Source organism: Saccharibacillus endophyticus (genome assembly GCF_013185185.1).
Lineage (GTDB): Bacteria > Bacillota > Bacilli > Paenibacillales > Paenibacillaceae > Saccharibacillus > Saccharibacillus endophyticus.
In genome coordinates this window covers 38,274-63,899 of sequence record NZ_JAAZWE010000003.1, presented here as the reverse complement: position 1 = coordinate 63,899, position 25,626 = coordinate 38,274, and the positions used below count along the sequence as shown (strand labels likewise).

Annotated in this window: 22 protein-coding genes and 1 pseudogene; 5 read left to right on the top strand and 18 right to left on the bottom strand. The window is 52.9% G+C overall.

The features are described 5' to 3' along the window. Nucleotides 1–11: 11 nt before the first annotated feature. The 4 genes from HRQ63_RS11605 to HRQ63_RS11590 form a co-directional block, all read right to left on the bottom strand. Complete coding sequence (locus HRQ63_RS11605; RefSeq protein WP_172243651.1) at nucleotides 12–2,051, bottom strand: peptidoglycan D,D-transpeptidase FtsI family protein; 2,040 nt, start codon at nucleotides 2,049–2,051, stop codon at nucleotides 12–14. A 148-nt stretch (nucleotides 2,052–2,199) separates the two neighbouring features. After that, nucleotides 2,200–4,281 carry a peptidoglycan D,D-transpeptidase FtsI family protein gene (locus tag HRQ63_RS11600; protein WP_172243648.1) on the bottom strand — a complete coding sequence of 694 codons (2,082 nt, stop codon included), beginning with the start codon at nucleotides 4,279–4,281 and terminating at the stop codon, nucleotides 2,200–2,202. 45 nt (nucleotides 4,282–4,326) lie between these two features. Continuing rightward, the gene (locus tag HRQ63_RS11595) at nucleotides 4,327–5,454 is read right to left on the bottom strand and encodes a transglutaminase domain-containing protein (protein ID WP_172243645.1); all 1,128 of its coding nucleotides are present in this window, start codon (nucleotides 5,452–5,454) and stop codon (nucleotides 4,327–4,329) included. Between the two features lie 73 nt (nucleotides 5,455–5,527). Beyond that, nucleotides 5,528–6,004: an ATPase gene (locus tag HRQ63_RS11590; protein WP_229714166.1), complete on the bottom strand. Its 477-nt coding sequence runs from the start codon at nucleotides 6,002–6,004 to the stop codon at nucleotides 5,528–5,530. Nucleotides 6,005–6,174: 170 nt separating this feature from the next. Here HRQ63_RS11590 and HRQ63_RS11585 point away from each other — a divergent pair. Further along, a pseudogene (locus tag HRQ63_RS11585) lies at nucleotides 6,175–6,504 on the top strand (toprim domain-containing protein); the annotation flags it as partial. Nucleotides 6,505–6,702: 198 nt separating this feature from the next. On the opposite strand, the gene cyoE reads toward HRQ63_RS11585, so the two are convergent. Then, nucleotides 6,703–7,638 (bottom strand): heme o synthase, encoded by a 936-nt coding sequence (cyoE, locus tag HRQ63_RS11580; RefSeq protein ID WP_371873221.1) that lies wholly within the window; start codon nucleotides 7,636–7,638, stop codon nucleotides 6,703–6,705. A 310-nt stretch (nucleotides 7,639–7,948) separates the two neighbouring features. Between cyoE and HRQ63_RS11575 the strand changes: the two genes are divergently transcribed. Beyond that, nucleotides 7,949–8,146: a hypothetical protein gene (locus HRQ63_RS11575; protein ID WP_172243636.1), complete on the top strand. Its 198-nt coding sequence runs from the start codon at nucleotides 7,949–7,951 to the stop codon at nucleotides 8,144–8,146. A 129-nt stretch (nucleotides 8,147–8,275) separates the two neighbouring features. Here the strand turns inward: HRQ63_RS11575 and trpS are convergent, their stop codons facing one another. The 3 genes from trpS to HRQ63_RS11560 all read right to left on the bottom strand — a co-directional run bounded on the left by trpS (nucleotide 8,276) and on the right by HRQ63_RS11560 (nucleotide 12,368). After that, nucleotides 8,276–9,262, bottom strand: a complete 987-nt coding sequence (trpS, locus tag HRQ63_RS11570; protein ID WP_172243633.1) for a tryptophan--tRNA ligase — start codon at nucleotides 9,260–9,262, stop codon at nucleotides 8,276–8,278. A gap of 596 nt (nucleotides 9,263–9,858) precedes the next feature. Beyond that, a complete protein-coding gene (locus HRQ63_RS11565) occupies nucleotides 9,859–10,266 on the bottom strand; it encodes an O-methyltransferase (RefSeq protein WP_172243630.1) in 408 nt (135 codons plus the stop codon). 299 nt (nucleotides 10,267–10,565) lie between these two features. Next, nucleotides 10,566–12,368, bottom strand: a complete 1,803-nt coding sequence (locus HRQ63_RS11560; protein WP_172243628.1) for a M3 family oligoendopeptidase — start codon at nucleotides 12,366–12,368, stop codon at nucleotides 10,566–10,568. Between the two features lie 159 nt (nucleotides 12,369–12,527). Between HRQ63_RS11560 and HRQ63_RS11555 the strand changes: the two genes are divergently transcribed. Beyond that, nucleotides 12,528–12,713 carry a YycC family protein gene (locus HRQ63_RS11555; RefSeq protein WP_037291248.1) on the top strand — a complete coding sequence of 62 codons (186 nt, stop codon included), beginning with the start codon at nucleotides 12,528–12,530 and terminating at the stop codon, nucleotides 12,711–12,713. Nucleotides 12,714–12,716: 3 nt separating this feature from the next. Further along, nucleotides 12,717–12,947, top strand: a complete 231-nt coding sequence (locus tag HRQ63_RS11550) for a hypothetical protein (RefSeq protein ID WP_037291250.1) — start codon at nucleotides 12,717–12,719, stop codon at nucleotides 12,945–12,947. A 477-nt stretch (nucleotides 12,948–13,424) separates the two neighbouring features. Here the strand turns inward: HRQ63_RS11550 and HRQ63_RS11545 are convergent, their stop codons facing one another. From HRQ63_RS11545 to HRQ63_RS11505, 10 genes are all read right to left on the bottom strand, one after another. Further along, entirely contained in the window at nucleotides 13,425–14,744 is a 1,320-nt protein-coding gene (locus HRQ63_RS11545; RefSeq protein WP_172243626.1) for a 6-phospho-beta-glucosidase, read from the bottom strand. After that, nucleotides 14,741–15,718, bottom strand: coding sequence for an N-acetylglucosamine kinase (locus tag HRQ63_RS11540; protein ID WP_172243624.1), 978 nt, complete (start codon nucleotides 15,716–15,718; stop codon nucleotides 14,741–14,743). The genes HRQ63_RS11545 and HRQ63_RS11540 overlap by 4 nt, the downstream gene beginning before the upstream one ends. A 152-nt stretch (nucleotides 15,719–15,870) precedes the next feature. Then, nucleotides 15,871–17,532, bottom strand: a complete 1,662-nt coding sequence (locus HRQ63_RS11535) for an extracellular solute-binding protein (protein WP_172243622.1) — start codon at nucleotides 17,530–17,532, stop codon at nucleotides 15,871–15,873. Nucleotides 17,533–17,557: 25 nt separating this feature from the next. After that, entirely contained in the window at nucleotides 17,558–18,451 is an 894-nt protein-coding gene (locus HRQ63_RS11530) for a carbohydrate ABC transporter permease (protein WP_172243620.1), read from the bottom strand. Between the two features lie 49 nt (nucleotides 18,452–18,500). Then, nucleotides 18,501–19,457 (bottom strand): ABC transporter permease, encoded by a 957-nt coding sequence (locus HRQ63_RS11525; protein ID WP_172243618.1) that lies wholly within the window; start codon nucleotides 19,455–19,457, stop codon nucleotides 18,501–18,503. Nucleotides 19,458–19,547: 90 nt separating this feature from the next. Next, entirely contained in the window at nucleotides 19,548–20,489 is a 942-nt protein-coding gene (locus HRQ63_RS11520; protein ID WP_172243616.1) for an AraC family transcriptional regulator, read from the bottom strand. Between the two features lie 645 nt (nucleotides 20,490–21,134). After that, complete coding sequence (locus HRQ63_RS11515) at nucleotides 21,135–21,992, bottom strand: IS3 family transposase (protein ID WP_229714189.1); 858 nt, start codon at nucleotides 21,990–21,992, stop codon at nucleotides 21,135–21,137. 11 nt (nucleotides 21,993–22,003) lie between these two features. Beyond that, a complete protein-coding gene (locus HRQ63_RS25730; RefSeq protein ID WP_229714165.1) occupies nucleotides 22,004–22,306 on the bottom strand; it encodes a transposase in 303 nt (100 codons plus the stop codon). A gap of 577 nt (nucleotides 22,307–22,883) precedes the next feature. After that, on the bottom strand, nucleotides 22,884–23,585 hold the full coding sequence (locus HRQ63_RS11510; protein WP_172243614.1) for a DUF2225 domain-containing protein: 702 nt from the start codon (nucleotides 23,583–23,585) through the stop codon (nucleotides 22,884–22,886). Nucleotides 23,586–23,708: 123 nt separating this feature from the next. Further along, entirely contained in the window at nucleotides 23,709–24,086 is a 378-nt protein-coding gene (locus HRQ63_RS11505) for a globin domain-containing protein (protein WP_172245014.1), read from the bottom strand. A gap of 582 nt (nucleotides 24,087–24,668) precedes the next feature. Here HRQ63_RS11505 and HRQ63_RS11500 point away from each other — a divergent pair. After that, nucleotides 24,669–25,469, top strand: coding sequence for an NAD kinase (locus HRQ63_RS11500; protein ID WP_037291271.1), 801 nt, complete (start codon nucleotides 24,669–24,671; stop codon nucleotides 25,467–25,469). Nucleotides 25,470–25,626: the final 157 nt, after the last annotated feature.

The following is a 25,626-nucleotide window of genomic DNA, read 5'->3' as shown; positions in this document are numbered from 1 at the left end:
CTATCAAACTGTTATTCGCCGTCCGCTGACGTTTCTCCTTCCGCGTTTTCTTCCGCTTTCGGCGTGCCGTCCAGACCGTATACTTTATCGTACGAATCGAAAATCGCTCTCGCGATCGGCGCCGCGCTTTCGGAACCGAAACCGCCTTCCGGTACCATGACCGCAACAGCAAGTTTCGGATTGTCGCGCGGAGCATAGGCGATGAATACGCCGTTGTCTACTTGCTTACCGTTCAAATCTTGCGTCGACGTTCCTGTTTTGCGAGCGAAATTATCTTTGTAAGCAAAGTCGCCGAACGAGTCATCCACTTTTGTTCTCATGCCGTCGTTGACCGCATTCCAATATTGCTCGGGCAAATCGACTTTATTGAGCACTTTCGTCGGCGGAGTATCCACCGTTTCTCCGTCGGAATCGGTAATTTTATCAACCAGGCGCGGTTGGATGCGCGAACCGTGATTCGCCAACATCGCCGTATATTGAGCAAGCTGAATGGTAGTATATTTGCCTTTCTGACCAAAAGATGCATAAGCCATCCGAGACAACGTACTTCCGTCTTTTTCATTTAAATAATCGATTCCCCCTGCCCACTCTCCCGGCAACTCAATCCCTGTCGGCACGCCAAGACCGAATTCTTTCATATGTTTGTCCCAAATGTTCAGTGATTCTATACCGTCGCGAAGATACAGCGCTTCGCCGATCTTTTTAACCATGAATGTATTGGACGAATGCATGATCGCAGTAACAGGATTCAACAATCCGTAAGCATGGCTGCCCGAGTTACGGATTTTGTCTTTGCCTTTGCCGTATTCTGCAATACCGACGTCGTTGTATTCCGTGTTGAGCGTAATCAATCCTTCTTGAAGGCCTACCAATACGCTTAACGGCTTGATCGTCGAACCGAGATAGACGACGGATTCCGCTTTTTTGCCGGTATCGTTGGTGGGCTTGGAGCGGATGGCTCCGTTCAAGTAATAATACTCGATTGCATCGTAATTCGCCGTACTGATCGATCCGGTACGGTATACATTGGGATCGAAATCGGGCATGTTCGCCATGGCGACCACGTTACCGGTATCGATTTCCATCGCGACCGCCGAAGCGGAGATCGAATTGGGAAGCTTCGCCAACTGCTTGCTCATCGCGTCTTCCGTATCCATTTGAACCGTCTTGTTAATGGTCGTCCAAACATTGTTGCCTTTGACCGGGGGTACGACTTCCTCGGTTCCTTGAGCCGTGTTTTGCGCCGTGACCCCGATTTTGCGATATCCGTTTTTGCCGCGAAGCTGGGTTTGAAACTGCTGCTCCAATCCGAAATAACCGACGTTTTCGGTGCGGCTGTAAATCTCGCCTTTATCGGTTTGCGTTTTGAGTCCGGCGGCGATGTCTTTATAAAAATCGATTTTGCTGTTTTCGCCGCTGACCGAGTCGAACTTTTTCACGTACCCGATCGTTTGGACGGCCACGGTATCCGAGTCGTAACGTCGAAGCGTTTCTTCTACGACTTCGAACGACAAAATTCCGGCGTACTTATGTTTATTTTCTTTGAAGTACGCGATTTCATCGTCGCTCAATCCGGTTTTGGCCGGTCTTGCCGAGTAACCGTAGCTGTTTTTGTTTTCCAAATCTAATAGGTCCTGGTCGACAAACTCCTCCATCGTCGGATTGGGAACGTCAGGATTGCCTTTTTCGTTAAGAGTAGCCAAAATTTCTTTCAGCGCGGCATCGAGCTTCGGCCGATTTTTCAATCCTTCGCCTTTGCTGAAATCCTGTTCGAATGTCAGGTACAGCGTCTGCGTCGGTTCCGAATAAGCCAGCTTCTCCCCGCCCGCCGCAAAAATCGTTCCGCGCACCGGCTTCATCGGAATATCCTGGCTGGCACGCTCTTCGGCTTCTGCCTGAATCTTCGGCGCTTCCACGAACTGCAAAGCCGCAGTTCGTATAATAATGACCGCAAAGACGACAAACACTACGAAAAAGAACAGGCTCATCCGCACGCCGAAACTTTTGCGCTTGCGATGATCGTCCCGTTCTTCTTTTGATAAAATCTTCATCTTGGCCTCCTCGATGAACCGTTAACGGAAAAGACGCCCTATCGACAGAGCGTCTTTCCGTCGGTACCGAATTTGTTTCCCTTGCACGGATTAGTAATGATCACTACTAATTGAACGTTTCGACCGCGGTTTTCGTTACGGACTTGAACTAAGGATTTTGCACGGCTGCGCCGTCTGTTTCTTCGATCGGCGTTCCGTCTTCGTTCAACTGCTGCTGCGTTTTTTTCGGCACGCCGTCCAGACCGAATTCGTAATCGTACGCATCGAAGATTTTGCGCGCGATCGGCGCCGCGCTTTGCGAACCGAACCCGCCTTCCGGCACGACGACCGCTACGGCAAGTTTAGGATTCTGGCGCGGAGCGTAGGCGATGAACACGCCGTTATCGATTTGTTGGTTACGAATTTGCTGAGTGGAGGTACCCGTTTTACGAGCAAAATCGTAAGGGAAATCATCAAAGGTTCCTTTCAACTCCGTATTCATGCCCTTTTGAATCAAATCCCAGTATTCCGACTTAAAATCAACTTTGTCGAGGACCTTGCGATCAAATTTCTTGACGACCTCTCCTGTGGAATCCGTGATCTTGTTGACCAAGTGCGGTTCCAATCTTTCGCCGCGATTAGCGAGCATAACCGTGAATTGGGCGAGCTGCATCGTTGTGTATTTTCCCTGTTGACCGAAAGAGGCATAAGCCATACGCGTTAATGCACTTTCATTTTTATTGGTATAATCGGTCAAGCCCGATTGCTCTCCAGGCAAATCGATTTGCGTTTCAACGCCCAGACCAAATTCTTTCATATGCTTGTCCCAGACGTCTATGGCTGTCGCGCCTCCGTATTTGTTTAAAAGTCTTTTGCCTACCATATCGATCATGAACGTATTGGACGATTTTTCAATCGCTTCCCTAGGACCGATCCAGCCGAGATAATGTCTTCCGGCATTGGATATACCTTTTTTGTCAAAGTCCCCGAGCTTTGTATTACCGACGTCCATATACCCCTCGGAAGGCGAAAACAATCCTTCCTGCAAGCCGATCAATACCGACAACGGTTTGATTGTCGAGCCCATATAAACGACGGATTCTGCCTTATTGCGCTGATCGTCAGGCGCTTTAGCTCGAATCGTTCCGTTGATATACAAGTTTTGAATCTGCTGGAAGTCTTGGGCCGATACACTGCCTGTTTTATATACGTTGGCATCGAAGTCCGGCATGCTCGCCATCGCGACTACGTTACCCGTGTCGACTTCCATCGCTACGGCAAAGCCTGTCGACACGTAAGGATGTTCACGTTGCAACACTTGAATTTGGTCGGCAATCGCCTTTTCCGTGGCAGTCTGCACGGATTTATTGATGTTCATCCAGACGTCATTGCCTTTTTTCGGCGCAACGATTTCTTCGGTTCCGCCTTCTTTGGCCATGCTCTGCGGCGTGATCTCGATCCGTTTATATCCGTTTTTTCCGCGCAGATATTCCTGGTATTGCTGTTCGAGTCCGTAATAACCGACGATTTCTTCTTCCTGGTATTGAAGCGAAGGATCGGCAGATGCCTGATTTTTATAAATATCCTGATAGAAACTGAAATTTTTGTTTTCGCGCACGCTTTTGAACTTGGACAAATAACCGACCGTTTGGACGGCCACCGAATCTTGATCATATTCCCGAGTCGTCTCTTCGACGACGTCAAGCGTCAAAACGCCTTTGAATTCGTTTTTGTGCTCTTTGAAATAAGCGATTTCCGCTTCGTTCAAATCGGTTTTGATCTTGCGCGGCGTATAGCCGTAGTGCTTGATATTTTCCAAGTCCAGGCGATCCCGGCTCAACATTTCTTCAAGCGTGGGCTGCTCGCCGGAAGGATTGAGTTCCTGGAATTTGGCCAAGATCTGATTCACTACTTTTTTGAGTTCCGGACGGTTTTCCAGGCCCTTCTCGTTATTGTTCGCGTAATTTTTAAGCGGCGTCGCGTATAAAGTCTGCGTCGGCTTGGAATAAGCGATCGGAATGCCTTCCTGGGACAATATATTTCCCCGAATCGGCTGCATCGGAATGTCCCGAGTCACGCGGCTGACCGCTTCTTCTTTCAGTTCCGGCCCTTCGACGAACTGAAGCATCGCTGTTCGTACAATGATAACGGAGAAAATAGCGAATACGCTGAAGAAAAATAAATTAAGCCGGATTCCGAAGCTTCGCTGACGGCGCATTTCGTTTTCTTTTTCTTTATCCTGGACTTTCATGGGCGCCTCCTCTTGATGTTCCTTCTGAAACTGACGAGAGCATGCTTACAACACGCTCTGCTTGATATGGGTATCGGCAAAATCCTCGCGGTCGAACCAGTCTCCTCCGGACGCCCAGGTCGGATCGAGTTCGATCCAGCGGTCTTCTCCGGCGTCGTATACTTCGTTCCATGCGTGGGATCCGTAGCCTCCCTGCCCGTCTGCGCCGAGCCCTGTCACCACGCGGACTTGCAGCCCGACCGATCGGGCCATGACGGCATACAAACGTGCATAGTCGATGCAGACTCCGCGCCGCGCATCGTAGGTGTCGCGCGGCGTTTGTTCGTTCCAAATGCCTTTGTTCTCATAATGATCGACCTTGTCGTAATCGTATTGAATCCGGCTTCCGACCCAATCGTACAGCTTCTCCGCCTGCTCCCTATCGCTGCCCGATCCCGCGACTTTCTTGGCTGTCCGAGCGATGTCCGCCGGAATATTCCGGTCGATCGCATCGTACTTTTGCCGAAGAATGCCGTCCAACTCCGCCGTTGCGGATGCCGTGAGCACGGGCAGCTTCCGGGTGATCCATTCGCCCGCCGCCGGTTGAAATACCGTTTGCGCCGTATAGCGATAAGCCGGAGACGTCTCCGCGTATCGGCTGAGCGGACTGCCCGGCCAGATCGAGGAAACGACGAACAATAACGCGAGCAGCAGCACGCTTCTCCATGCTCCGGCAATCAGGCCCAATCCGGCTCCGCCGATTCGATCCGCGAAAGCTCCGCTTTTGCGTCGTTTGCTTTTTTTCTTCGGCGTTTCTTCCATCGGCACCCGCCATCTCGCGAGCAGCGACAACGCCAGTACGCAAACCGGATAGATCAGCAGGAACAAAAGCGCGATGCGCAGCAAGGCAAAGTTCGTAAAAAATCCAAGCAGCGCGTATCCGGCCGACTTCCATTGCGGAAGTTCTCCGGAAGGCATGGCGTTTATCGTGCGTTCCGCCCAATCGTTTGCATAAGGCGAGATCCAGCCAGCCAAAAACAAAGCGGCCAGAATTCCTAGTACGCGGAGCAGCAGGCGACTGAACATCGAACCGAGTCCGGCTGCCGTCCGGCGCGTCCCCAGGAAAGCGCCGCGAAGAACGGACAACATCAATACCGCCAGTAACGCCAGACTTACCACGTCCATGCTCGGCATTTTCCCACCTCCCGAATATTGGACGCTGCTATTAGCGAACTTCCCTGCTTTTCAGGCCATACGTTCATGCCTTTTACTTGCTCCGGGCCTGCGCGGCGCGAATGAGCGCATTCACTTGCTCCCCGCGTTCCCATTGGCCGAGCGGTACGCCGCGGTACGTCACTTCGACGGCCTTGGCATTCGGCTTGCCTTCAAGCTTCAGGCTTGTCGTCTGCACGACGAAAGAACCGTCTTCTCCACGCTTGAACGTTGCCTCCGCCGCTTCGTCTTTCAACATTCTCAGTGCTTCGCCTTGAAGCTTTGCCACCGCTTCGTCCTTTACACCGGTTACCGTATTCTGAATTTGATCAAGCGATACGCCACTGTATACAATCAGCGCCACGACAATGACGATCGCGATCGCCCATTTTATCATCGTTTTGACTACGTTTATAACCAGCAGCACGGCTACCAGCGCAATCAGAAGAATCAGCCAATTTTGCCTGACGAATTCGATCCACACTTCCGTATTCAACAGGACAGTTCCTCCGTTCTTCGCGTTCATTTGCATGCAGGCCGCCCCCCTCGTTTCCGGCATTCTGCGCGCTTTTCAATTATACAGGAAAAAAAGGCCCTCTGTCAGCTTTCGCGGCATTGTTGCGACCTCTTTTGCAATCCAGGCCCCGCCCAAGTACACTTAGTTAAAAAATCCCGTTACGGATCCCAGGAGGCGAGTCGCATATGTCGATTACCGTGATCGTGGAAGGCAAAAACGATCGAAGCAAACTGCGTCGTGTTTTGGACGATGAGGTTCGAATCCTTTGCACGTTCGGCACGCCGAATTCGGCAAGGCTGGAGTCTTTATATAAGGAAGCCAAAGACGACGAGGTTTATCTTTTTTTGGACAACGACTCGTCGGGCAGAAAAATTCGCGCCTTATTGTCCGATCTTTTCCCGGATGCGGATCATATCTACACCAGACGCGGTTACGCGGGTGTCGAAGGCACGCCGGACGAATACGTGGTACAGCAGTTGGAAAAAACGGACTTGGACGCGTTTATTTTATATCCCGAAGAAATGCTGCGTGCCCAGTCCGAATCCGAAAAAGAGAGCCGGCGCGCCGTCTTGGACGGACGCGCGAAGCGCTCGCAGTGAATCGGCGTCCGCATCTTCCGTTTATCGCCTATCGCCGCGCTGCCGCATAGACAAAAACAAAGCCGTCGCCCGTCCCGAAAAGGAGACGAACGACGGCTTGCCCGATACCGCAGCTCAATGTGCCGTATCGATAATCATCAACAAGAAGGTAACCATCATATAATAGATCGAATACATGAAGACTTTTTTGCCCCAAGCATCCGGATCTTGACCCTTCGCCAGTCCTTTAACGGCGAAGAACAACCACAGTACCGTGATCGCGATCGAAGCTACGGTGAAGATCATGCCCACGTAGCCGTAGGCGTACATCAGAATCGGCACGGGCAGCAGCAGCACGATATAAGGCAGCATTTGCCATTGCGTGCGGCGAATGCCTTTGACGACCGGGAGAATCGGGAAGCCCGCTGCGCGATATTCTTCGACGCGGCGAATGCCGAGTGCCCAGAAATGCGGCGGCTGCCACAGGAACATCCAGAGGAACAACAGAACCGCGCCCATGTCGATCGTATTCGTTACGGCCACATAACCGATAACCGGCGGCATCGCGCCGGAGATTCCTCCGAGCGACGTGCTCCACGTGGAGGTCCGTTTCAACCACATCGTGTAGAGCACGACGTAAGCGAACATGCCGATCGCTCCGCAAATTCCGGTCAGCACTCCGCAGAATGCAAACAGAATAGCCAGGCCGAGCACGCCTAGCACAATCCCGTACGTCAGAACGACGCTCGGGGCAATCTTGCCGGTCGGCAGCGCCCGGTTCTTCGTACGCTCCATCTTGGTATCCATCTCGCGGTCGAGATAGTTGTTGAATACGCCCGATGCGCCGACGATCAGCATCGTTCCGGCCAATGTGGCGAGCAAGTTCAGCCAGTCGATGTTCCATCTCGAAGCCAGCCAGAATCCGGCCAGTGTCACGAACAGGTTCGAGCGGAGAATGCCCGGCTTTGCCAACGTTAAAAAGTCTCTCCAGGTCACCCGCGTCTCTGCGGATTCCGATACGGGAGAGGCTTCCGAGGCTGCATAATTCAATGGTTTGCTCACGCGTTTAATGCCTCCTTTTGCGTTCCGATCCGCATTTTTCCATTCATGCGGCATATTAGGGTGTATACGATAATGGCTAGAATCGACTTCAACTAAGCCGAGAAAAGGTATCGCTATGAAATTTATCATATCAAAGGCCTTTCCGATTGCCAACGATTCCTCAAACAAGTTCGATAATTTGACAATTTCATGAGTTTTTCAGGGCTTTCGCAAAAAAAGATGTGGAATTTTTTCGGAAAACGGGTACAGCTTCAGGAAGAAATTTTGGATTTTTGTTAACGAAATAAGGTATACTGAAAAGAAAAACGGAGGTTATCCGATGAATAAAGGTCTTGCCCTATGGTTTGCGGTATCTTCGATGGCCTTGGTTACGCTGAGCGCGATCCTCATTAACGAAAACGCCTGGCTGGCACTGGGTGTCGGTCTGATCGCGGTTTTGAATATCGGTTGGGGCTTTATCACGAAGGTTCGCATTCAGCGTAAAACAGGCAATGTTCCCCCGAACTCCGCCCAATGATTTGAAAGCGATCCCAATCTCGTCACGCATGCACATCGAAAAGCAGCTTTGCCATTACTATCGGCAAAGCTGCTTTTTATCGTTACGTCCGATTTCAATCCCTGCATTTATAATAGAAGTTCTTCGGCATTACGATTTCGGCAAAAAGCCCATGCGATCGCGTACGCCCTTCATGGTTTCTTCCGCTACGGCTTCCGCGCGCTCTGCGCCTTTGGCCAGAATACGCGTGATTTCCCCGGATTCGCGAATTTGATGATAACGCTGCTGCAAAGGTTCCAGAACGGAAACGACGGCTTCGCCCAGTTCTTTTTTGAACGCGCCGTACATTTTGCCTTCGAAATGCGCTTGAACTTGATCCAGCGTCATTCCCGTGCACTCCGCGTAGATGCCCATTAGATTGCTGACTTCCGGTTTTTCGGCAGGATCGTAACGAACCTCGCCGCCCGAGTCGGTCGTTGCGCGGTTCAGTTTTTTGCGAATCACGTCCGGCGGATCCAGCAGAGCGATGTAGCTGCCCGCGTTCGCGTTGCTTTTGCTCATTTTTTTCGAAGCATCGTCAAGACCCATCACGCGTGCGCCGACCTTCGGAATATACGGCTCCGGCACGGTGAAGAAATCGCCGTACCGGGCGTTGAAGCGTCCGGCCAGATCGCGAGTCAACTCCAAATGCTGCTTCTGATCTTCGCCGACCGGCACAAGATCCGCCTGATACAACAAAATATCGGCCGCCATCAGCGACGGATAGACGAACAGGCCGGCTCCGACCGAGCTTTTGCCGTCCGATTTGTCTTTGAACTGGGTCATGCGTTCCAATTCGCCTATCCCGGTCAGCGTCGTCATCAACCAGCCCAGCTCGGCATGCTGACGCACGTGGGACTGCATGAAGATGTTCGACTTTTCCGGATCGATGCCTGCCGCCGCATACAGCGTAGCAACCGATTCCGACTGTTCGCGCAGTGCCGCGGGATCTTGGGGAACGGTAATCGCATGCAAATCGACCACCGAGAAGAAACATTCATGATCATGCTGAAGCGCAACGAAATTTTTGATGGCGCCGATGTAGTTGCCGATCGTCAGTTGACCGCTTGGCTGGATGCCGGATAATACCTTTTTCATAAGATTGAATGCCTCCGTTTCTTCATTTAAAGCTTGAATCAAAGCCGAAAAACGCAAAAAGGCCCCGTCCGCAAGGGACGTGAGCCGTGGTGCCACCCTTATTCATCGGTCGAGAAAAGCTGCTGCAACCGATCTTAACCGCTCCGATAACGGGAAGCGAGGTCCGGCCTGCCTATTTCGGAACGTAAACGTCCGGTTCAGCCTGGCACTCCGGGGTCCATTCGCCAGGGCGGTCTTCACTGGCTTGCATCGACCGCCAGCTTTCTGCAAAATCCCGCTCCTGTTTACTTGTCCCCATCATTGCGTTGTTCGACTTGTTTGTTCCCCATCATACAAGTCGCGGAAAGTCTTTGTCAATCTATCAGTACTCTGTAACCCCTCAAATAGCAGGTTTACGTTTGGCCGAAATGCACATGGTTCTAGTGCGTTTCGGACGAGCGTAACCTTACCTTTATCTGGTACAGAGTATCAGGGCATGGACGCAAACCTACCGAAGCGGACATTCATCCCCTTCGGCGTTCGCGTTCATGCCCGGATTGCCGATGCGCATCCGGCTCCCTTTCCGGAAGTACGCATCTTTCCCAAATCTGTTCAGGTCAAGAAAGCTCGGAACGGGCTTCCTTGTAAGCAGGCTTTGGATAGCGGATCATGCTGCTGGCCATATTGTAGTTCGACTCGAACTGGGCATCGACCACGATCGCGGCTTTGCGGATCGCAAAATCATAATTGATCTCGCCATGCGTCCAGTTTTTCTTGTAATTGAGCGACTCGATCGCCATATTGCGGAAAGTACGAATCTGTTGTTCGTTCAATCCGCACTCCGGACCTTCGACGTGACCGTCGCGTCCCGCAAGCGGCGTATGGCGAATGCCGAATTTACCGACGACATTATTGCGGATCTGGATGAACAATGTACCCGCTTCAAGTCCCGACAATTCTTCGCTTAGTTCCTTGAATACGATATCAAGCTGTCTGGGAAGCGAATATTCATTAACGACAAACATGCTAGTCCCCCTCATAAGTAACACCTAAATACGTGCAATGTTCAGCCTTTTATACCGGTATGTAGCGCTTAAGTCTCATTATAAATGGATGAATTCCCACCTCCAATACAGACCGAAAGAATTGGGCAAATATAACTATTTAAATGCAAATAACCACCATTTTTAAGTCATAAAAAAACAAAAGACGAGCAGATTCGACTTCTGCTCGCCTTTTTTCGAGTTTCACTTTTTAACTATCCAAAGTGTACTTCAGGATTTTCAAATTGATTTCATTAACTTCTCAGTATCTTATTTTCCGATTATCCAACTTTCGATGCGGTCATATCCAGGAAAGATCGGACGTCAGCCACGCTCATATCCACCGCAGCCTGCCAAAAGTCCGGTTTTGTCAGATCGACGCCCAAATGCTTCGAAGCCAATTCCTCTACGGTCATACGGCCGGTATCGAGCAGCAGCGCATCGTATTTGTCGGCAAAGCTTTGTCCTTCGCGCTGTGCTTGCGCATAGATCCCTGCACTGAACAAATAACCGAACGTATAAGGGAAGTTGTAGAACGGAACTCCCGTATTGTAAAAGTGAAGCTTGGATGCCCAGAAATGCGGGTGGTAGTCGTCCAGCGCGCCGCAGAAGGCTTCTTCCTGCGCTTCGACCATCAGCGCGCTCAAGTCTTGAGGCGTCAGCAGGCCGGAACGGCGTTTCTCGTAAAAGCGCGTCTCGAACAGGAAGCGCGCATGGATGTTCATGAAGAAGGCAACGCTGCGCTGAATCTTATCCTCGAGCAGCACGATGCGTTCTTCCTCCGTCGCTGCCTTTTTAACCAACGAATCGGCGACGATCATCTCGGCAAAGGTCGAAGCCGTCTCGGCCACGTTCATCGCGTAACGTTGACTGAAGGTTGGCAGCTCGTCCATGACGTGCTGATGATATCCATGTCCCAGCTCATGAGCCAGCGTGGAGACGTTGGACGCCGTGCCGCTATAAGTCATGAAAATACGGGTCTGCTTGGTCAGCGGAAGGGCTGTGCAGAATCCGCCCGGACGCTTGCCTGCACGGTCTTCCGCTTCGATCCAATGGTTGTCGAACGCGCGCTGGGCAAAATCGGCCATGCGCGGGCTGAAGCTGCGGAATTGTTCCACGATCAGATCGGCGGCATCATCATAATGGATCTTCGATTCCGACTCGCCGATCGGCGCATCGACGTCGTGCCAGCCCAGCTTTTCCGTGCCGAGCAGACGCGCTTTACGATTCAAATACTCGACGAAGATCGACTTGTTGGCCGTGATCACCTGCCACATCGTGTCGAGTGTCTGATCCGACATCCGGTTGATTTCCAGCGGCTCGCGCAGCACATTGTCCCATCCGCGCTTTTCATATAAAGACAACCGGAACCCGGCCAGATGGTTCAGCGTATCCGCGCAATAATCCTCTACATCCGTCCAAGCCTGCTCCCAATTGCGTCCCGTCTCTTCGCGCTGCTTCGGATCGGAAGAGCCCAGCTTATTCGCCGCTTGCGCCGCGGACAGCAGACGGGTCTCGCCGTTTTCTTCGAACTTCACGCGTACATGGCGAACGATCGTATTATAGAAGCTGCTCCACCCCTGGTATCCGTCAACCGACAACGAAAGCGCCAAACTTTCCAGTTCCGGCGTCATTTTGTCGCGGGCTTGGGAACGGCTTTCGCTGAGGTTGAACGAGATCGGAGCAACCGAGTCCCGCGTCATCCAAGCTTCCCAAACCGCGTCTTCCGTGTTTTGCAGGATACTATCGAACGTAGCGACGACACTTTGCCAACGGGCGCGGATCGAACCTACGCGTGCCGACAGTTGGCCTGCTTTCTGGTCATTCTGATCCTGCGCGCTCAAACACGACACGAAAGCGCCCGCCTGACGAAAACGCGCCGAAGCACTTTGAACGTTTTCGAAGACGGAGTCAAAAGCTTCGGTCTGCTCCACGCTCGCAGGCGGGCTCAAACTTCCGATTTGCGCAGCAAGCGTATCGACGTCTGCCGCCAGTTTTTGCAGAAAATCATCAAATTCGCCCGAAGCTGATCCTCCCGGAAAAATACTTTCCAAATCCCATGTTTGTCTCAAGCGGTTGCTCATTTTCCATTCGCACCTTTCGTCTTGAAAATAGTCGCAGCATACATTCCGACACGTTCCGTTCATGTGCGCTGTATGGTGTTTAACAGGGCCTCATGGTACAGTATTAACTATAGCGAAAACGTCTCATGAAGCCAAATCTAACACGGGAGGGAACAAGAAATGAGACCTCTGCAAATCTCGCCGGACACGGCGATCAAGCTTTCCAAACAATTGAATGTTCCGATCGAACATTTGATGCATATGCCGCAAAATATCCTGATGCAACGAATGGCCGAGCTGGCGAAAAAGGAAGCGGCCGAAGCGGCAAATGCCAAGCCTGAAGACGATACCGAAGGGAATAAGTAATCGATGATTCCTTTTGAAAAAGCACTGCCGTACGACCGCATGATGGGCGATTTGACCGTTCCGAAGTGTCCGTTTTGTGGCGCGGAGAACGTTCTGCTGCCGATCAAACCGTCGGAGATTCCGGATATTCAAACGGGGAAAAAACGGCTGACGGTATTTCCTTGCTGTCACGGGCGGTTGACGGTGCTGGACTGCGATGACGATTATTTGATGACGGACACGGTTGTGAAGTGACCGTTTTGCTTTCGCCCGGGTTGAAAGTTTGGAGCGGGGGAGGGAGAAGGCTCCGAGAGAAATTGTCAGCATAAGCTTCCGAAGTGCATTTCTTCGAAATGCTTTAAAACGCTGTCTCACCCGGAAAAGTTGATTGAATATAAAGAGGAATTTTTCCGGGTTCAAAGGCGTTTTTCACTGAATTTCTCTCTCCGCCTTCTCCCTCCCAGCTGCGTTGCACTTTCAAGGGCGAGCAAACACGAGGCTTAACGCCCGTGTTTTTGGGTTTAAGAGGAAAAAGCAAAGACCTTCGAAGCCGTTTCCGCTTCGAAGGTCTTTTTTGTTTTTAACAATTGGGAAATCGGGATAGGGCGGGAAACGTAAACCAAAGCAAGTCGGTAAGTTGTTGCATGTAAACATTGCTACGTTGACGAAAAGGCCATGCGACAAACCTTAGTAAACGGAAAATGTTTTTGTTCGTTTCCGCTTCTCTACTTGTTAGCTCAAGGCTACCTCGTTCGGGAAAAATCGTGCCAAGTAATCCTTGTTCCGCTCCAGCATCTCGTCCAGCATCTTTTCCGCGTCGTTTACCGAAGGCACCAACGGATGATGTGCCAACGCGGTCAGCGCAAGCTCCCGGCTTCCGGTTACGGCTGCCTGAATCGCGAGCTGCTCGTACGTTTTTACCGCATGGATCAAGCCTTTGGCGGCTTCCGGAACGATCTGTACCGGAATCGGCACGGGGCCGGTCTTCAATACTTTGCAATTCACTTCGATGCAGGCGTCGTCGGGCAGGAAGTCGAGGTTGCCGTTGTTGGCGATGTTCAGCGTCTGGATATCGCCTTTGTCGTTGTAGAGGGAATTCATCAGCTTCACGGCCGCTTCGGAGTAGTAAGCGCCGCCGCGCTGTTCGAGCTGCTTCGGCTTTTCGGCCAAGTTGACGTCTTCGTACAGTTCGAACAATTCGTCTTCCAATCGCTGTACGGTTTCCGCCCGGGTCTCGCCTTTCGCCGCGGCCTCCTGCTGCTCGGCCAGAAGCTCGCGGTGCAGGTAGAAATATTTCAGGTAATACGACGGGACGGACTTCAACGTGCGCAGCAGCGCGCCGTTCCACTCGTACTGCGGGACGTTTTTCGCGGAGTAACCGTCCCGGTTGTCCAGCAATTCTTCCAGCTTCGATTGCCCGTCGATCTCGATCCGGCTGATGTAATGCAGATGGTTAAGTCCCGCGAACTCGCAATAAATGCGCTCGGCCGGTACGTCGTACAGTTTCGACAACCATTTGTACGCGGCGATCGGGGAATTGCACAAACCGATCGTTTTGATGCGCGAATGCTTGTTGATCGCTTCCGTTACCATGCCCGCGGGATTGGTGAAGTTGAGCAGCCAAGCGTCGGGGCACAGTTCTTCCATGTCACGCGCCACGTCCAGCAGCACGGGGATGGTACGCAGCGCTTTCATCATGCCGCCGGGCCCGGTCGTTTCCTGCCCGATCATGCCGTATTTGAGCGGAATACTCTCGTCCCGGCCGCGCGCTTGAAGCATCCCGACCCGCATCTGCGTGGAAACGAAATCGGCATCGGCCAACGCCGAGCGCCGGTCCAGCGTCAGCTTGACCTCGATCGGCAGGCCGGATTTCGCGACCATGCGCTGGGCCAGTTTACCGACGATGCTGAGCTTGCGAAGTCCCGGTTCGATATCGACCAACACGATCTCCGTCACGGGGAAGGTCGCATAGTTTAAAATAAATCCTTCGATCAGTTCGGGCGTATACGAGGAACCGCCTCCGATGACCGCGATTTTCAACTTTTTGCTCATGATACGCTCGCCGCCTTTACGCTTAATTGATGATAGATCCGGTCGTACACCTCTTCGTCCACGCCGTCCTCCCGACCGATCGCCATGAACAAAGCACCCGCGACCGGCTCCAACGTCAGAATCGTCGGTTCGCACCCCGGGGCCAACTCCCGAATCTGCGCATCCAGATGAGGCAGGATGTACCGGCTGTCGCCGCGCGTCAAAATGCTTCCGGCCATCACGAGATCGAACACATCGTTTTCCATCCGGAGTTTGCGAATCACCGCTCCGGCGGCCTTACCCAGCTCTCTGCCCTGCCTGGCCAGGATCGTTTGCGCCGTCTCGTCGCGTTCGGCTACTTCGAACAGCAGCTTTGCCAGATCCCTCGGAATACGCCGCTCGTGATCCAGGTAATGGTGGAACATTTCTTCTTCCGAAGCCATCGCCAGCATCCGCAGCGCAGGTTCCGACAGCAGCGTGGACGCTTCCCGTCCCTCCCAGGCGCGAATGACCGAGCGGAACACCTCGACCGCCAAATCCGAACCGCCGCCGAAATCGCCGAACGCGTAACCGAATCCGCCTACCTGAAGTTCTTCCCCCTGCCGATTGATTCCGTAGCAGTTCGTTCCCGATCCGCAGATCACGACGACGCCGTGAGCCTGCCTCGTCCCGGCCCGAAGACCGATGACCGTGTCGCACACGATCTCGTGGTCGCCCATATCCAGCTCCGCGATCATCGGCCTCAGAATCCGAAAATCCGCTTCGCGATCCGCTCCCGCCAATCCGAACACCGACCGCGCCACCTGATCTTTGCCGATACCCGCTTGCTGCAAAGCTTCGTCTACGGCTGCCCGAATATTGCGCTGCGCAAGCTCGACGCCCAACTGATGATTCCCGCAGCCGCTTGCTGCCCGTCCCACGATGCGGCCCGACTCATCGCAAAGGACGACCAGCGTTTTGCTTCCTCCGCCGTCAACGCCCAGATAATAGTTCAAAAGCTTGCTCCTCTCCGATTCGCAGCGGTGAATCGTCAAAGCATCCATGCCGGACAGGGCCGATCGGGAACCGGTTGCTCCCAACCGGCCCCGCGATGATTCCCGGCATTTTGTGCTTTTCATTCGTTTGCCGCGCGATTTTTATGCACTCTTTACCGTCCGAGCTTTTCAAGATTCTCTTTCCACTTCTGCGTTTTATACTCCAGCAGCTGCGCGTAACCGACCTGCTGGGCGTCTTTTTCCGCTTGATCCAGAATCGCCAGCACTTCCTCTTCGCTGCCCGCATTCAGAATGGCCTGCGCTTTGGCTTTTTCGTAGATCTCTCCGACGCTCTGCTCGATGATGCCTTCGCTGCTGTCGCCGGCCGGGTTCAAGTTGACGAATTCCGTCGTATCGTACTGCGTTTTCCACGTGATCTCGGACTGCCATTTGGTTTCCCAGCTTTTTTTGTCCTCCGGCAGCGTCGATTCGAACTTCATTTTGGAATTGTCCACGTATACGGTATTGCCGACCCATTGCAGATTGACCGTGGAGTTCATCAGCTCGTCGCGTCCTTTGGTATCGGTCGTGAACGCCTCCGTGAACTTCGGCGCTTCCTCTTCGTCGACGCCGTCCCAATACAGCCCTTCCGGTCCCCACATGCTGATCCGCTGGCCTTCCGGCCCGGTGAGCCAATCGAGAAACGCGAAGATCGCTTCCGGGTCTTTCGCCGACTTGGTGATCACGCTGACGTTCCAGCCGAGCTGGTTGTACGTGCCCGGGAAAATCTTGTTTTTGTCCAAGCCTTCTTTATGCACCGGCCAGACCATGATATAGCCCGCTTCCGGATCTTCTTCGCTCAAAATAGAGTTGCCGATCGCGCCGAATTCGGTCGGGCTCGATGCCACGTAGACCGCCGCTTTGCCGGTAATGATCTTCTGCTCCACCTGCTCCAGCGGTTGGGTAAACGCGTCCTGGCTCATCAGCTTTTCGCGGTACAGGCGGTTGGCGTACACCAGCGTCTCGCGGAACACGTCGTCCGTGAACACGGAGGTCAGCGTATCGCCCGACGGAATCGCCTTCATGCTGAGCGAGCTGTACTGGTACGGACGATTTTCCGCAAAAGCCGACGTCATGATATCCACGCCGCCCGCGGATTGTCCGACTTCGAGCGGCACGACGTCCGGGTACTTGTCTTTGACCTGCACCAGATAATCGTACAGATCGTCCGTCGTTTCGAGAGAAGGCGCGCCGAGGTCGTTGTAGATTTTTTTATTCACCAGATAGCCCGCGTTGCCGTTCGGCTGCGTCGTGTACCAGTTCGGGAATTGATACAGCTTGCCGTCTTCGGAACGCAGCATGTCGATCGTTTCCTGGCCGGCCCACTTTTTCAGATTCGGATATTTGTCCAAGTAGTCGTCGAACGGCACGAGCGCCCCGGCTTTGCGCAGCGATTCCACGTCGGCTCCGCGCTCCGTCCAGATCACGTCCGGCAGTTCGCCCGACACGATCATCGTGCTCAGCTTTTGCTTGGCGTTGCCGCCCGAGCTGATCGGCACGACGTTGACCTTTTTGTTGGCTTCGATCCACTCCGACGCTTTGTCTTCGCCCCAGTTCGGCATCGTGTACCAGTCGTAGTGGCCGTAGAAGGAAAACTCCAACGGCTGCTCGCCCAGCACGTAAGCATTGCCCGCCGCTTCCGCCGTGCCGCCTTCTCCTCCTTTGGCCTCGCCGGACACGGTTGACGAACCGCCTCCGCCCGTGCACCCCGTCATTGCCAACGTCAACGCCAGCAGCGCCGACCCGAAACCGAAAGCTTTTTTCCCGTTTTTCATCACTTTGCCCCCTTCGTCGCTTTGCCTATTCCTTAAGTGAACCGACCAGCACGCCTTTAACGAAATATTTTTGCAGGAAAGGATACACGCATAAAATGGGAATCGTCGCGACCATCATGGTGGCCATCGAGAGCGACTTGGTTGTGACGGCTTTCATCCGCCCCATCCGTCCTTGAGCCGCCGAATCCATCTGGGCCATCTGCTCGCTCATGATATTGGAATTCAGGATCTGCTGAAGCTTGGTCTGAATCGGAAGCAGATCGGCGTTGCTGATGTAGATGCTCGGCGTAAACCAGTCATTCCAGTGATACACCGCGGTAAAAAGGGACAGCGTCGCGATAACCGGACCCGACAGCGGAAGCACGATCCGGAATAGCACGCCCCAGTTGGAGCAGCCGTCGATTTTCGCCGATTCTTCGAGCCCTGCCGGAATGCCTTTGAAAAAGGTTCGGAAAATGATCATGTTCCATACGCTGATGAGCCCCGGAATGACCATGACCCAAAAGCTGTTGAACAGGTCGAGCGAACGGATCAGCAGGAACGTCGGAATCAATCCGCCGCTGAAATACATCGTAATGATGCAAAAAACCATGTACCCTTTTCGCCCGATCAATTCGGACTTGCTCATGCCGTAGGCGAAAATCGCGGTCGCGCCGATCGACAGCAGCGTGCCGATCACCGTGCGCAGCACCGAGATGACGAATCCGTTAATGAGTCGGCTGTCCTCGAACACCACGGCGTAATTTTCCAGCGTGAACGACCGGGGCCAAAACGTGATGCCGCCGCGCATCGTGTCGGTTCCGTTGTTGAACGAGATCACGGCCGCGTTCCAGAACGGGTAAAACGAGAAGAAAGCCATGAGCGCGAGGAGCGCGTAAACGATAAAGAGAAGCGTGCGGTCACCTGCGGATTGTTTCATGAGTTTGGGCCTCCTTTTGGGCTGAGCGCAGGCTGCGTAGGCTTATAATCTACCAAAGGCTGTTGCCCGACTTACGCGCCGCGTAGTTCGCGCCTACCAGCAGCAGCACGCCGAGCAGGGACTTGAACAATCCGGCCGCCGTCGCGTACGAGTAACGGTTGTTTTGAATACCGGTTCGGTACACGTATGTATCGAGTACGTCGCCCACGTCGCGCAGCACGGGGTTGGAGCCGAGCAGCAGGATGTCTTCGAATCCGGCGCTGAGCAGGTTGCCGATCGCCAGAATCAGGAACACGATGACGACAGGCATGATCGCGGGCAGCGTGATGGAAAAAATCTGGCGCAGCTTGCCCGCACCGTCCATCGCCGCAGCTTCGTGCATATGCGGATCGACGCCCGCGATCGCCGCGAGGTACACGATGGAGGCGAAGCCGATTTCTTTCCAAACGCCCGTCGTGACGAGAATCGTCCAGAAATACTCCGGCAGGGAAAGGAAATTGATGGGTTCTTTGATCAGATTCAGGTTTTGCAGCAGCATGTTGACGCTCCCGTTTTCCGTGGACAGCATCGACATCACGAAGCCCGACACGATGACCCACGACAGGAAGTGCGGCAGGTAGCTGATCGTTTGCACGACCTTTTTGAACACCCGGTTCCTCACTTCGTTCAGCAGCAGCGCCAAAATGATCGGAGCCGGGAACCCGATAAGCAGCTTCAGCAGACTGATGACGACCGTGTTGCGAATAACCGTCCAGAACTCCGGTGCGCCGAAGAACATCTCGAAGTGCTTGAAGCCGACCCAAGGACTGCCTGCGAAGCCTTCGAACAAGCTGTAGTCCTGAAACGCCATCAGCACCCCGTACATCGGAATATAGCTGAATACGAAGATGAACAGCAGCGGCGGCAGCACCATCAGTTGAAGATCCCACTGCCTGCCGAAACGCTTGAGCAGCGACGGCTTGGCTTTGGTTTTTTCAATCGACACGCGATGGGTGGTGTTTTGCATGCGAACCTCCTTTCCGATACGCTTCTTGTACGATTTTCATGCAAGGTGTAAGTAGGAGTCACCTTTCAAGTTACTTTTCCTGACTCAATCTTACTCAGGCGAGCGCCCTTCTACTCCGCCAAAACGATCATAAACCGGTACTATCTTACTGCCGCATACATGAGCCTTGCTGCGAATATGCCGAGGTTCGGTTCCGACGTGTCTTTTGAACAGCCGATTGAAGTTGGACAACGTGCGGAACCCGCATTCCATGGCGATATCCACGATCTTCAGATCAGACGTTTCCAGCAGCTGGTAAGCATGCTCCAAGCGGATCTGAATCAGATACATGAGCGGCGACACGCCGACCGTGCGCCGGAAAATATCGCTGAAGCGCGAAGGGCTTAAATATGCCAGCGCCGCGAGTTCTTCCAACGTCCAGGCATGCGCGTAACGATCCTCCATTTCCCGAATAACCAAGCGCATCTTCTCAAGCTGGGCATGGGACACGCTCCCCGTATGCTGCTGAACGTTCTCTTGACGGAAATAGCGGTTGACCTGTACGAAAAATTGCAGCATGTACGCGTAAACGACGGAAACGTAGGAAGGCCGCGCCGCCACATGTTCTTCTTGAATGGCTAACAGCAGCTCGCGGAGCGCAGGCAGATGAGGGTTATCGCGGTCGAGGATGTGCGTAAAATAAACGCCCATTTCTTTGAAAGGACTTAGAACACCGGGGTCGGAACGCTGGTTGCCGATAAACCAAGCCGCGTCGAACGTGATGACCTGCATGACCAATCCTTCACGCTCATAGGCACAATGCAGCGCGGCGGAGTCGATCAGCACAATATCTCCCGGCTGAAAATCGTGGGTGACGCCGTTGATGATGTAGTAGCCCGTGCCCGCTTTGATCATGTTGATTTCCAGCGCGTCGTGCGAATGCAGCCTCTGATACTGCGTCGTCACGCCGATCGTATCCGAAAGATGAATCGGATATTCCCGTGAAAACACCACTTTCTCTTTCGCTTTGTCTTCGCTTCCGATCCCTGTCATTGAAATCCTCCGTTTCGCTATTTGCTGATTTTTTCCTGTATTTTCAACAAAACTTGCTGTATCTTACTGATTTATTCTGAAAAAGCCTCTTTTGATGATGTACAGCACTATCTTAGAGCGGCGAAGGTTATGCGTCAACATAAGTCACATGCGGGAAAAGGTGGGGGCGGGCTCCGGGGGAGTTCTTTAGCTTATGCTTACGATGTGCCTTTCTTCGAAAGGCTTCAGGTCGCGTGTTGCATTCGGGAAGCCGGATTGTACATACATGGAAGCTTCCCGACTACAAAGTAACTTATGCTTCCGAAGTGACTTTCTCCGAAAGTCTTTACCTTAACGAACTCCTCCTGCGCCCTAAGCCTTTTCCTGCAAGTCCTTATGGGGACTTGGGGAAGGGAGAAAAAACAGACTCTCTGTAAAGTTGACGGCTTTTCATGCGAGTTATTTTATTGGCAGTGCTTTTCGAAAAAGAAAAAAAGACGCGCGCCTAGATAAAAGGCGCACGTCTCGAAGAATGAGCAAAATAACCACTCGTAAAAGAGCAACGAATAAAAGAAAATAAATAAAAGCTGAAAGCTCAATCCAGAAACCGCTAACGGATCGCATGTACCTATGTCAAGAAAATGGACAGCTCTTTAAGTGACCGGTTCAAGCCGAATGTTGACGCCAGCGTGCCGCAAACTGAGCCGGAGAAAGATAGTCCAGCGCGCTGTGCATTCGTTTGCGGTTGTAGAAAAATTCGAGATACGTGTATAGCTCGTCGTAAGCTTGGGCATGCGTTTGGAACCGAGTCACGTACACCAATTCTTTCTTTAATACACTGTGAAAGGCCTCAATAACGGCGTTGTCATAACAGTTTCCTTTTCGACTCATACTGGCGGTCATCTCGTAGCGTTCAAGCTGCTTGCGGTACGTTTTGGAGGCATATTGCGACCCTCGGTCCGAGTGGTGGAGGAGTCCGGGCTTCGGTTTCTTCGCCTGGTAAGCGATTTGTAACGCCTCCACAACGAGATCTTGGGTCATGCGGTCACGCAAACACCAACCTACGATTTCGCGCGTGTACAAATCCATGACACTCGCCAGATATAACCGGCCTTGTCGACAAGGAATATACGTCACGTCGGCCACCCATTTTTCGTTAGGCGCGTTCGCCACAAAATTCTGGTTTAGCACATTCGGCACAATGGGCGAGGGGTGGGCAGAATCGGTCGTTTGGACTCGAAACTTGCGACTGACGCACGAACGAAGTCCGAGCTCGCGCATGTAGAGACTCACGGTTCGGCTCGAAATTCGAACGCCACGACGGTGAAGCAACTTCGTCATTTTGGGACTGCCGTATCGCGAGCAGTGGTCGTGGAAAAGAACGATGATCTGCTGCTGCACCTGACCTTTACGCTGCTTCTGCGCACTTTGTCGGCGAGAACGCCACGCGTAAAAACCGCTCCGGGCGACTTGAAGGACGGTGCACATCTTCTCGATTCGAAACTCGGAGCGATGAGCTTCGATGAACGCAAATCTCAGTTCTTTTCTTTGCTGAAGATGTGAAGCGCCTTTTTTAGGATGGCGAGCTCCTCTTCCAAGTCTTTCTTTTCTCGCTCGGAAGCTTTAAGCTTGGCTTCCATTTCGCGGAGCTTTTCGGCATTTGCAGTGACGACGGGTTCATTCTCGAACGACCGGTATTGCGTCATCCAGTTCTTGAGCGTACCCACCGGAATCTGCATCTCCTCGGCGATCTCGGGCAGCGTCTTCGTTTGCTCCTGCACATACTTGACGGCTTTCTTCTTGAACTCTTCGTTGTAATGTTGACGTTGTTGGGTCACGGATCCCACCTCTTTCTTTGCCCTTATTATCTCGGGTCCCTTAAGGGTGTGTCCACTTTTTATTCTAGATGCACTACAATCCGTTAAAGTTCAAACCCGCTCAAAATGATTCGCCCAAAGACCGCACCTGTACTTGCTTTTCACTTCCCTTGCCCTTGCACCTGCACTTGCCCCAATTGCCTTCGAATTCCCTATCTCTATCTCTATCTCTATCTCTATCTCTATCCCTATCCCCTTATTGTTCACCCGGATGCAGCCGCCCAACAAGACGGCGCCCGTCCCCGCCGCAAACTACAAAAAGGCCGGCAACATTCATGCCGGCCTTGCCCTCCCGCCCTTCTCCCCATAAGTAGGAGAGGCAGCAGTCTTGCTCTTAAGCTTTGAAGCCCCGTTCGCGATGCAGCAGAGCGGAGGGGCGGTGAGAGCCGAAGACCGTGGAGCGGAAGCGGAACATCGCCTTTGTCCCCCGGCTTCCCACCTTCCTACTCCAATCAAAGGAAGCCAGGGGGCAACAGCGATCGCAGGCCTCACCGCCCCGCAGCGTCTCCCCGTCGAAACCCCGCGCCCAAACCAACACCTAAGACTGCTGCATCTCCGACGGCAGCTCCATTTTACGCGCCAACATATCCTCGCGCAGCGTCGCCCACTGCTCGCGCGAAGCCCGGATCATGCCTGCGTCCATAATCCGCTGATCATGAATGACGCGCGAGAACCAGCGTACGGCCTCATTGAATTCTTCCAACCTGCGGCACAGCTCGCCGATCAGAAACATCAATCGCGCGTCGTTCGGACCCGCGGCTTCCGTCTCGTATACCCGAACATACGAATCGCGCGCAAATCCGATAAAACGCATCTCCTGTTCCTCGTTGCCTGCATAGCGATACAGCCAGGCGATATGATGCAGCAGGCTCGCGATGATCCGTTCTTTGTCCTGGATCACCTGAGCGCAGATCAACGCCAGCTTGTACGTCTCCAAAGCGGCTTCCAACGTGCGCTTGCCTTCATAATTTTTCTTTTTCGCCGTCGCTCCGACCTTTTCTTCGAACAGCTTCCGTTGATCGGGCGTCAGCTTGGCAGCCGAGTTTTCGGTGAAAGCAAAACCGCAATGCGGGCAAACGCGAACGACGTAGAAGTCCGGATTTTCATTTTTATAATGCGCGCAAAAGTCCGAATCGCGCCGGATCGTCTGTTTGAAACTCGGCCGCACGCGGCTCGTTTGAAACGTCTGTTCACAGCACACGCAGGCGGTCGTAATTTGAAACAGCGGATCGATTTCCATAATCGCAAGCCCTTCTTTCTAAGTTCATAAATGAGACGGAGCGGCAGAAACAGCAGGGGTCGTGCACCATTTTCGCTTGGAATGAGTCGTCACAGTGATGCAGACCGCGCTTCATACTCCCGATTAAGGGGTATTGACGAAATGATAAGCCGGACCTTTCAATCGGGCAATAACGAATTCGCGAAGCTCGTCCTCTACGCCGTTTTCCTGCAGCGACGCATTCATGCAGGCCAACCAGGCATCCGCACGCTCATTCGTCACCGGAAAACGCATATGCCGTGCCCGCATCATCGGATGGCCGTGCTGCTCGGAAAAAAGCGGCGGGCCGCCGAAAAATTGCGTCAGGAACTGCTGCTGCTTTTCCATGACGGGTCCCATATCTTCAGGGAACAACGGAGCCAAAAGCGGCTCGCGCACGACGTTCCCGTAAAAAGTCTCAATGATGCTGCGCAGCCCGTCTGATTCGCCGAGCTGCTGATAGATGGTCAGTCCGGAATCCATGCTCATTACCCGCTTCCCCTTTTTGTTCGTAGTGGCAATTTGTATACCTTTATATTATAGCAAACCAACGGCCGTTTCAGCCCCGTCTTTATACGCAGTTTGAACGGAAAAACAAAAAAGCGTCAGGTCCGCGCCCGACGCTTGAATCGTGCCCGTGCATCCGTCCCCCGGAATCCACGGTGGCTTCGACTACCCGAGACTTTAATACCCGCTCCATTCCTCTTCCCCCGGATGGTCGAGAGAAATGCGGATCACGTAGACAAAAGCACATACCATAATAGCCGTTACGATACTCATGTGACCACTCCGTCCGTATGAAATGTAAGGACAAATGTCGATATCGAAAACATGTCATCCGTCAAAAGACCGAGATAAGCAGTAAAGTTTGGTTTTTTTATTCTATCATAGATCATCAAAAAATAAAGCCATTTTGCAACCGCTTTCTCTAAGATCAAGGATAAAATTTACAAAAAAAAGTTTTGTGCGCCCTGTTGCGCCTGACATGTTAAAATGAACGGTAAAAGGCATCGTTAGCCCATGCAGACCGTAAAGCAAAACTCCGAGCAAAGGAGCGTTCAATCGTTGAAATATTATGTACTGGACCGCGGCGACCAACTGTCGATCGACCTCAGCCAACAATTTCATAAACTCGCAGCCGAAAAAGGGTTCGAGATGGATTCCGAGTCGCCGGAGATCGTGATTTCCATCGGCGGCGACGGGACTATGCTGCATGCGTTCCATTCGTTCATCGACCGGATTCCGGAGATCGCGTTCGTCGGCGTCCATACCGGACATCTCGGATTTTACGCCGACTGGAAAGCGGAAGACCTGCCCAAACTTATCGAATTCATGTCGGGTGCAGGCGAAGGCGGACTAGGGCCGAAGATCGTCAAGTATCCACTATTGGAGCTTGAGATCGAACGCAAATCCGGCACCTCCATCCATACCGTGTTAAACGAATTTGCTATCAAAGGCGCCGAAGCGACTATGGTGGTGCAGATCGATATCAACGACGAAGTGTTCGAGATGTTCCGAGGCGATGGCATCTGCGTTTCGACTCCGTCGGGCAGCACGGCCTACAACCGGGGCCTCGGCGGAGCGATCATGCACCCGACGCTCGAAGCGCTTCAGATTGCCGAGATCGCTTCGATCAACAATCGGGTCTTCCGTACGCTGGGCTCGCCTCTCGTGCTCCCGAAGCATCATCATTGCGACATTTATTCGCGTAAGGAACAGCGCCTGATTCTTACGATGGACCACCGTTATCTCACTATTGATGATTTGGTGTCGGTTCGCTGCCGCGTATCGAGCCAAAAGATCAGCTTTGCCCGCTATCGTCCGTTTCCGTTCTGGAATCGGGTGCGGGAAGCTTTCTTGGGGTAGGGTGTGCGTGGGAAGCGAGAAGACTGCGAGAAAAATTGCCAGCATAGGCTTCCGAAGTGCATTTCTTCGAAATGCTTCACAATTCGCTGTCTCACTTGGAAAAGTCGATTGAAATTTTTAGTGGAAGTTTTCCAAGTTCAAAGGCGTCTTTCACTGA

Excerpts from the sequence above, each read along its gene's own strand:
- HRQ63_RS11520 (WP_172243616.1), bottom strand. The coding sequence starts at position 20,489 with ATGACAGGGATCGGAAGCGAAGACAAAGCGAAAGAGAAAGTGGTGTTT.
- HRQ63_RS11560 (WP_172243628.1), bottom strand. The coding sequence starts at position 12,368 with ATGAGCAACCGCTTGAGACAAACATGGGATTTGGAAAGTATTTTTCCG.
- HRQ63_RS11575 (WP_172243636.1), top strand. The coding sequence starts at position 7,949 with ATGAATAAAGGTCTTGCCCTATGGTTTGCGGTATCTTCGATGGCCTTG.
- HRQ63_RS11555 (WP_037291248.1), top strand. The coding sequence starts at position 12,528 with ATGAGACCTCTGCAAATCTCGCCGGACACGGCGATCAAGCTTTCCAAA.
- HRQ63_RS11510 (WP_172243614.1), bottom strand. The coding sequence starts at position 23,585 with ATGGAAATCGATCCGCTGTTTCAAATTACGACCGCCTGCGTGTGCTGT.
- HRQ63_RS11530 (WP_172243620.1), bottom strand. The coding sequence starts at position 18,451 with ATGAAACAATCCGCAGGTGACCGCACGCTTCTCTTTATCGTTTACGCG.
- HRQ63_RS11550 (WP_037291250.1), top strand. The coding sequence starts at position 12,717 with ATGATTCCTTTTGAAAAAGCACTGCCGTACGACCGCATGATGGGCGAT.
- HRQ63_RS11590 (WP_229714166.1), bottom strand. The coding sequence starts at position 6,004 with ATGCAAATGAACGCGAAGAACGGAGGAACTGTCCTGTTGAATACGGAA.
- HRQ63_RS11525 (WP_172243618.1), bottom strand. The coding sequence starts at position 19,457 with ATGCAAAACACCACCCATCGCGTGTCGATTGAAAAAACCAAAGCCAAG.
- trpS (WP_172243633.1), bottom strand. The coding sequence starts at position 9,262 with ATGAAAAAGGTATTATCCGGCATCCAGCCAAGCGGTCAACTGACGATC.
- HRQ63_RS11505 (WP_172245014.1), bottom strand. The coding sequence starts at position 24,086 with ATGGATTCCGGACTGACCATCTATCAGCAGCTCGGCGAATCAGACGGG.
- HRQ63_RS11545 (WP_172243626.1), bottom strand. The coding sequence starts at position 14,744 with ATGAGCAAAAAGTTGAAAATCGCGGTCATCGGAGGCGGTTCCTCGTAT.
- HRQ63_RS11600 (WP_172243648.1), bottom strand. The coding sequence starts at position 4,281 with ATGAAAGTCCAGGATAAAGAAAAAGAAAACGAAATGCGCCGTCAGCGA.
- HRQ63_RS11535 (WP_172243622.1), bottom strand. The coding sequence starts at position 17,532 with ATGAAAAACGGGAAAAAAGCTTTCGGTTTCGGGTCGGCGCTGCTGGCG.
- HRQ63_RS11595 (WP_172243645.1), bottom strand. The coding sequence starts at position 5,454 with ATGCCGAGCATGGACGTGGTAAGTCTGGCGTTACTGGCGGTATTGATG.
- HRQ63_RS11565 (WP_172243630.1), bottom strand. The coding sequence starts at position 10,266 with ATGTTTGTCGTTAATGAATATTCGCTTCCCAGACAGCTTGATATCGTA.
- HRQ63_RS11605 (WP_172243651.1), bottom strand. The coding sequence starts at position 2,051 with ATGAAGATTTTATCAAAAGAAGAACGGGACGATCATCGCAAGCGCAAA.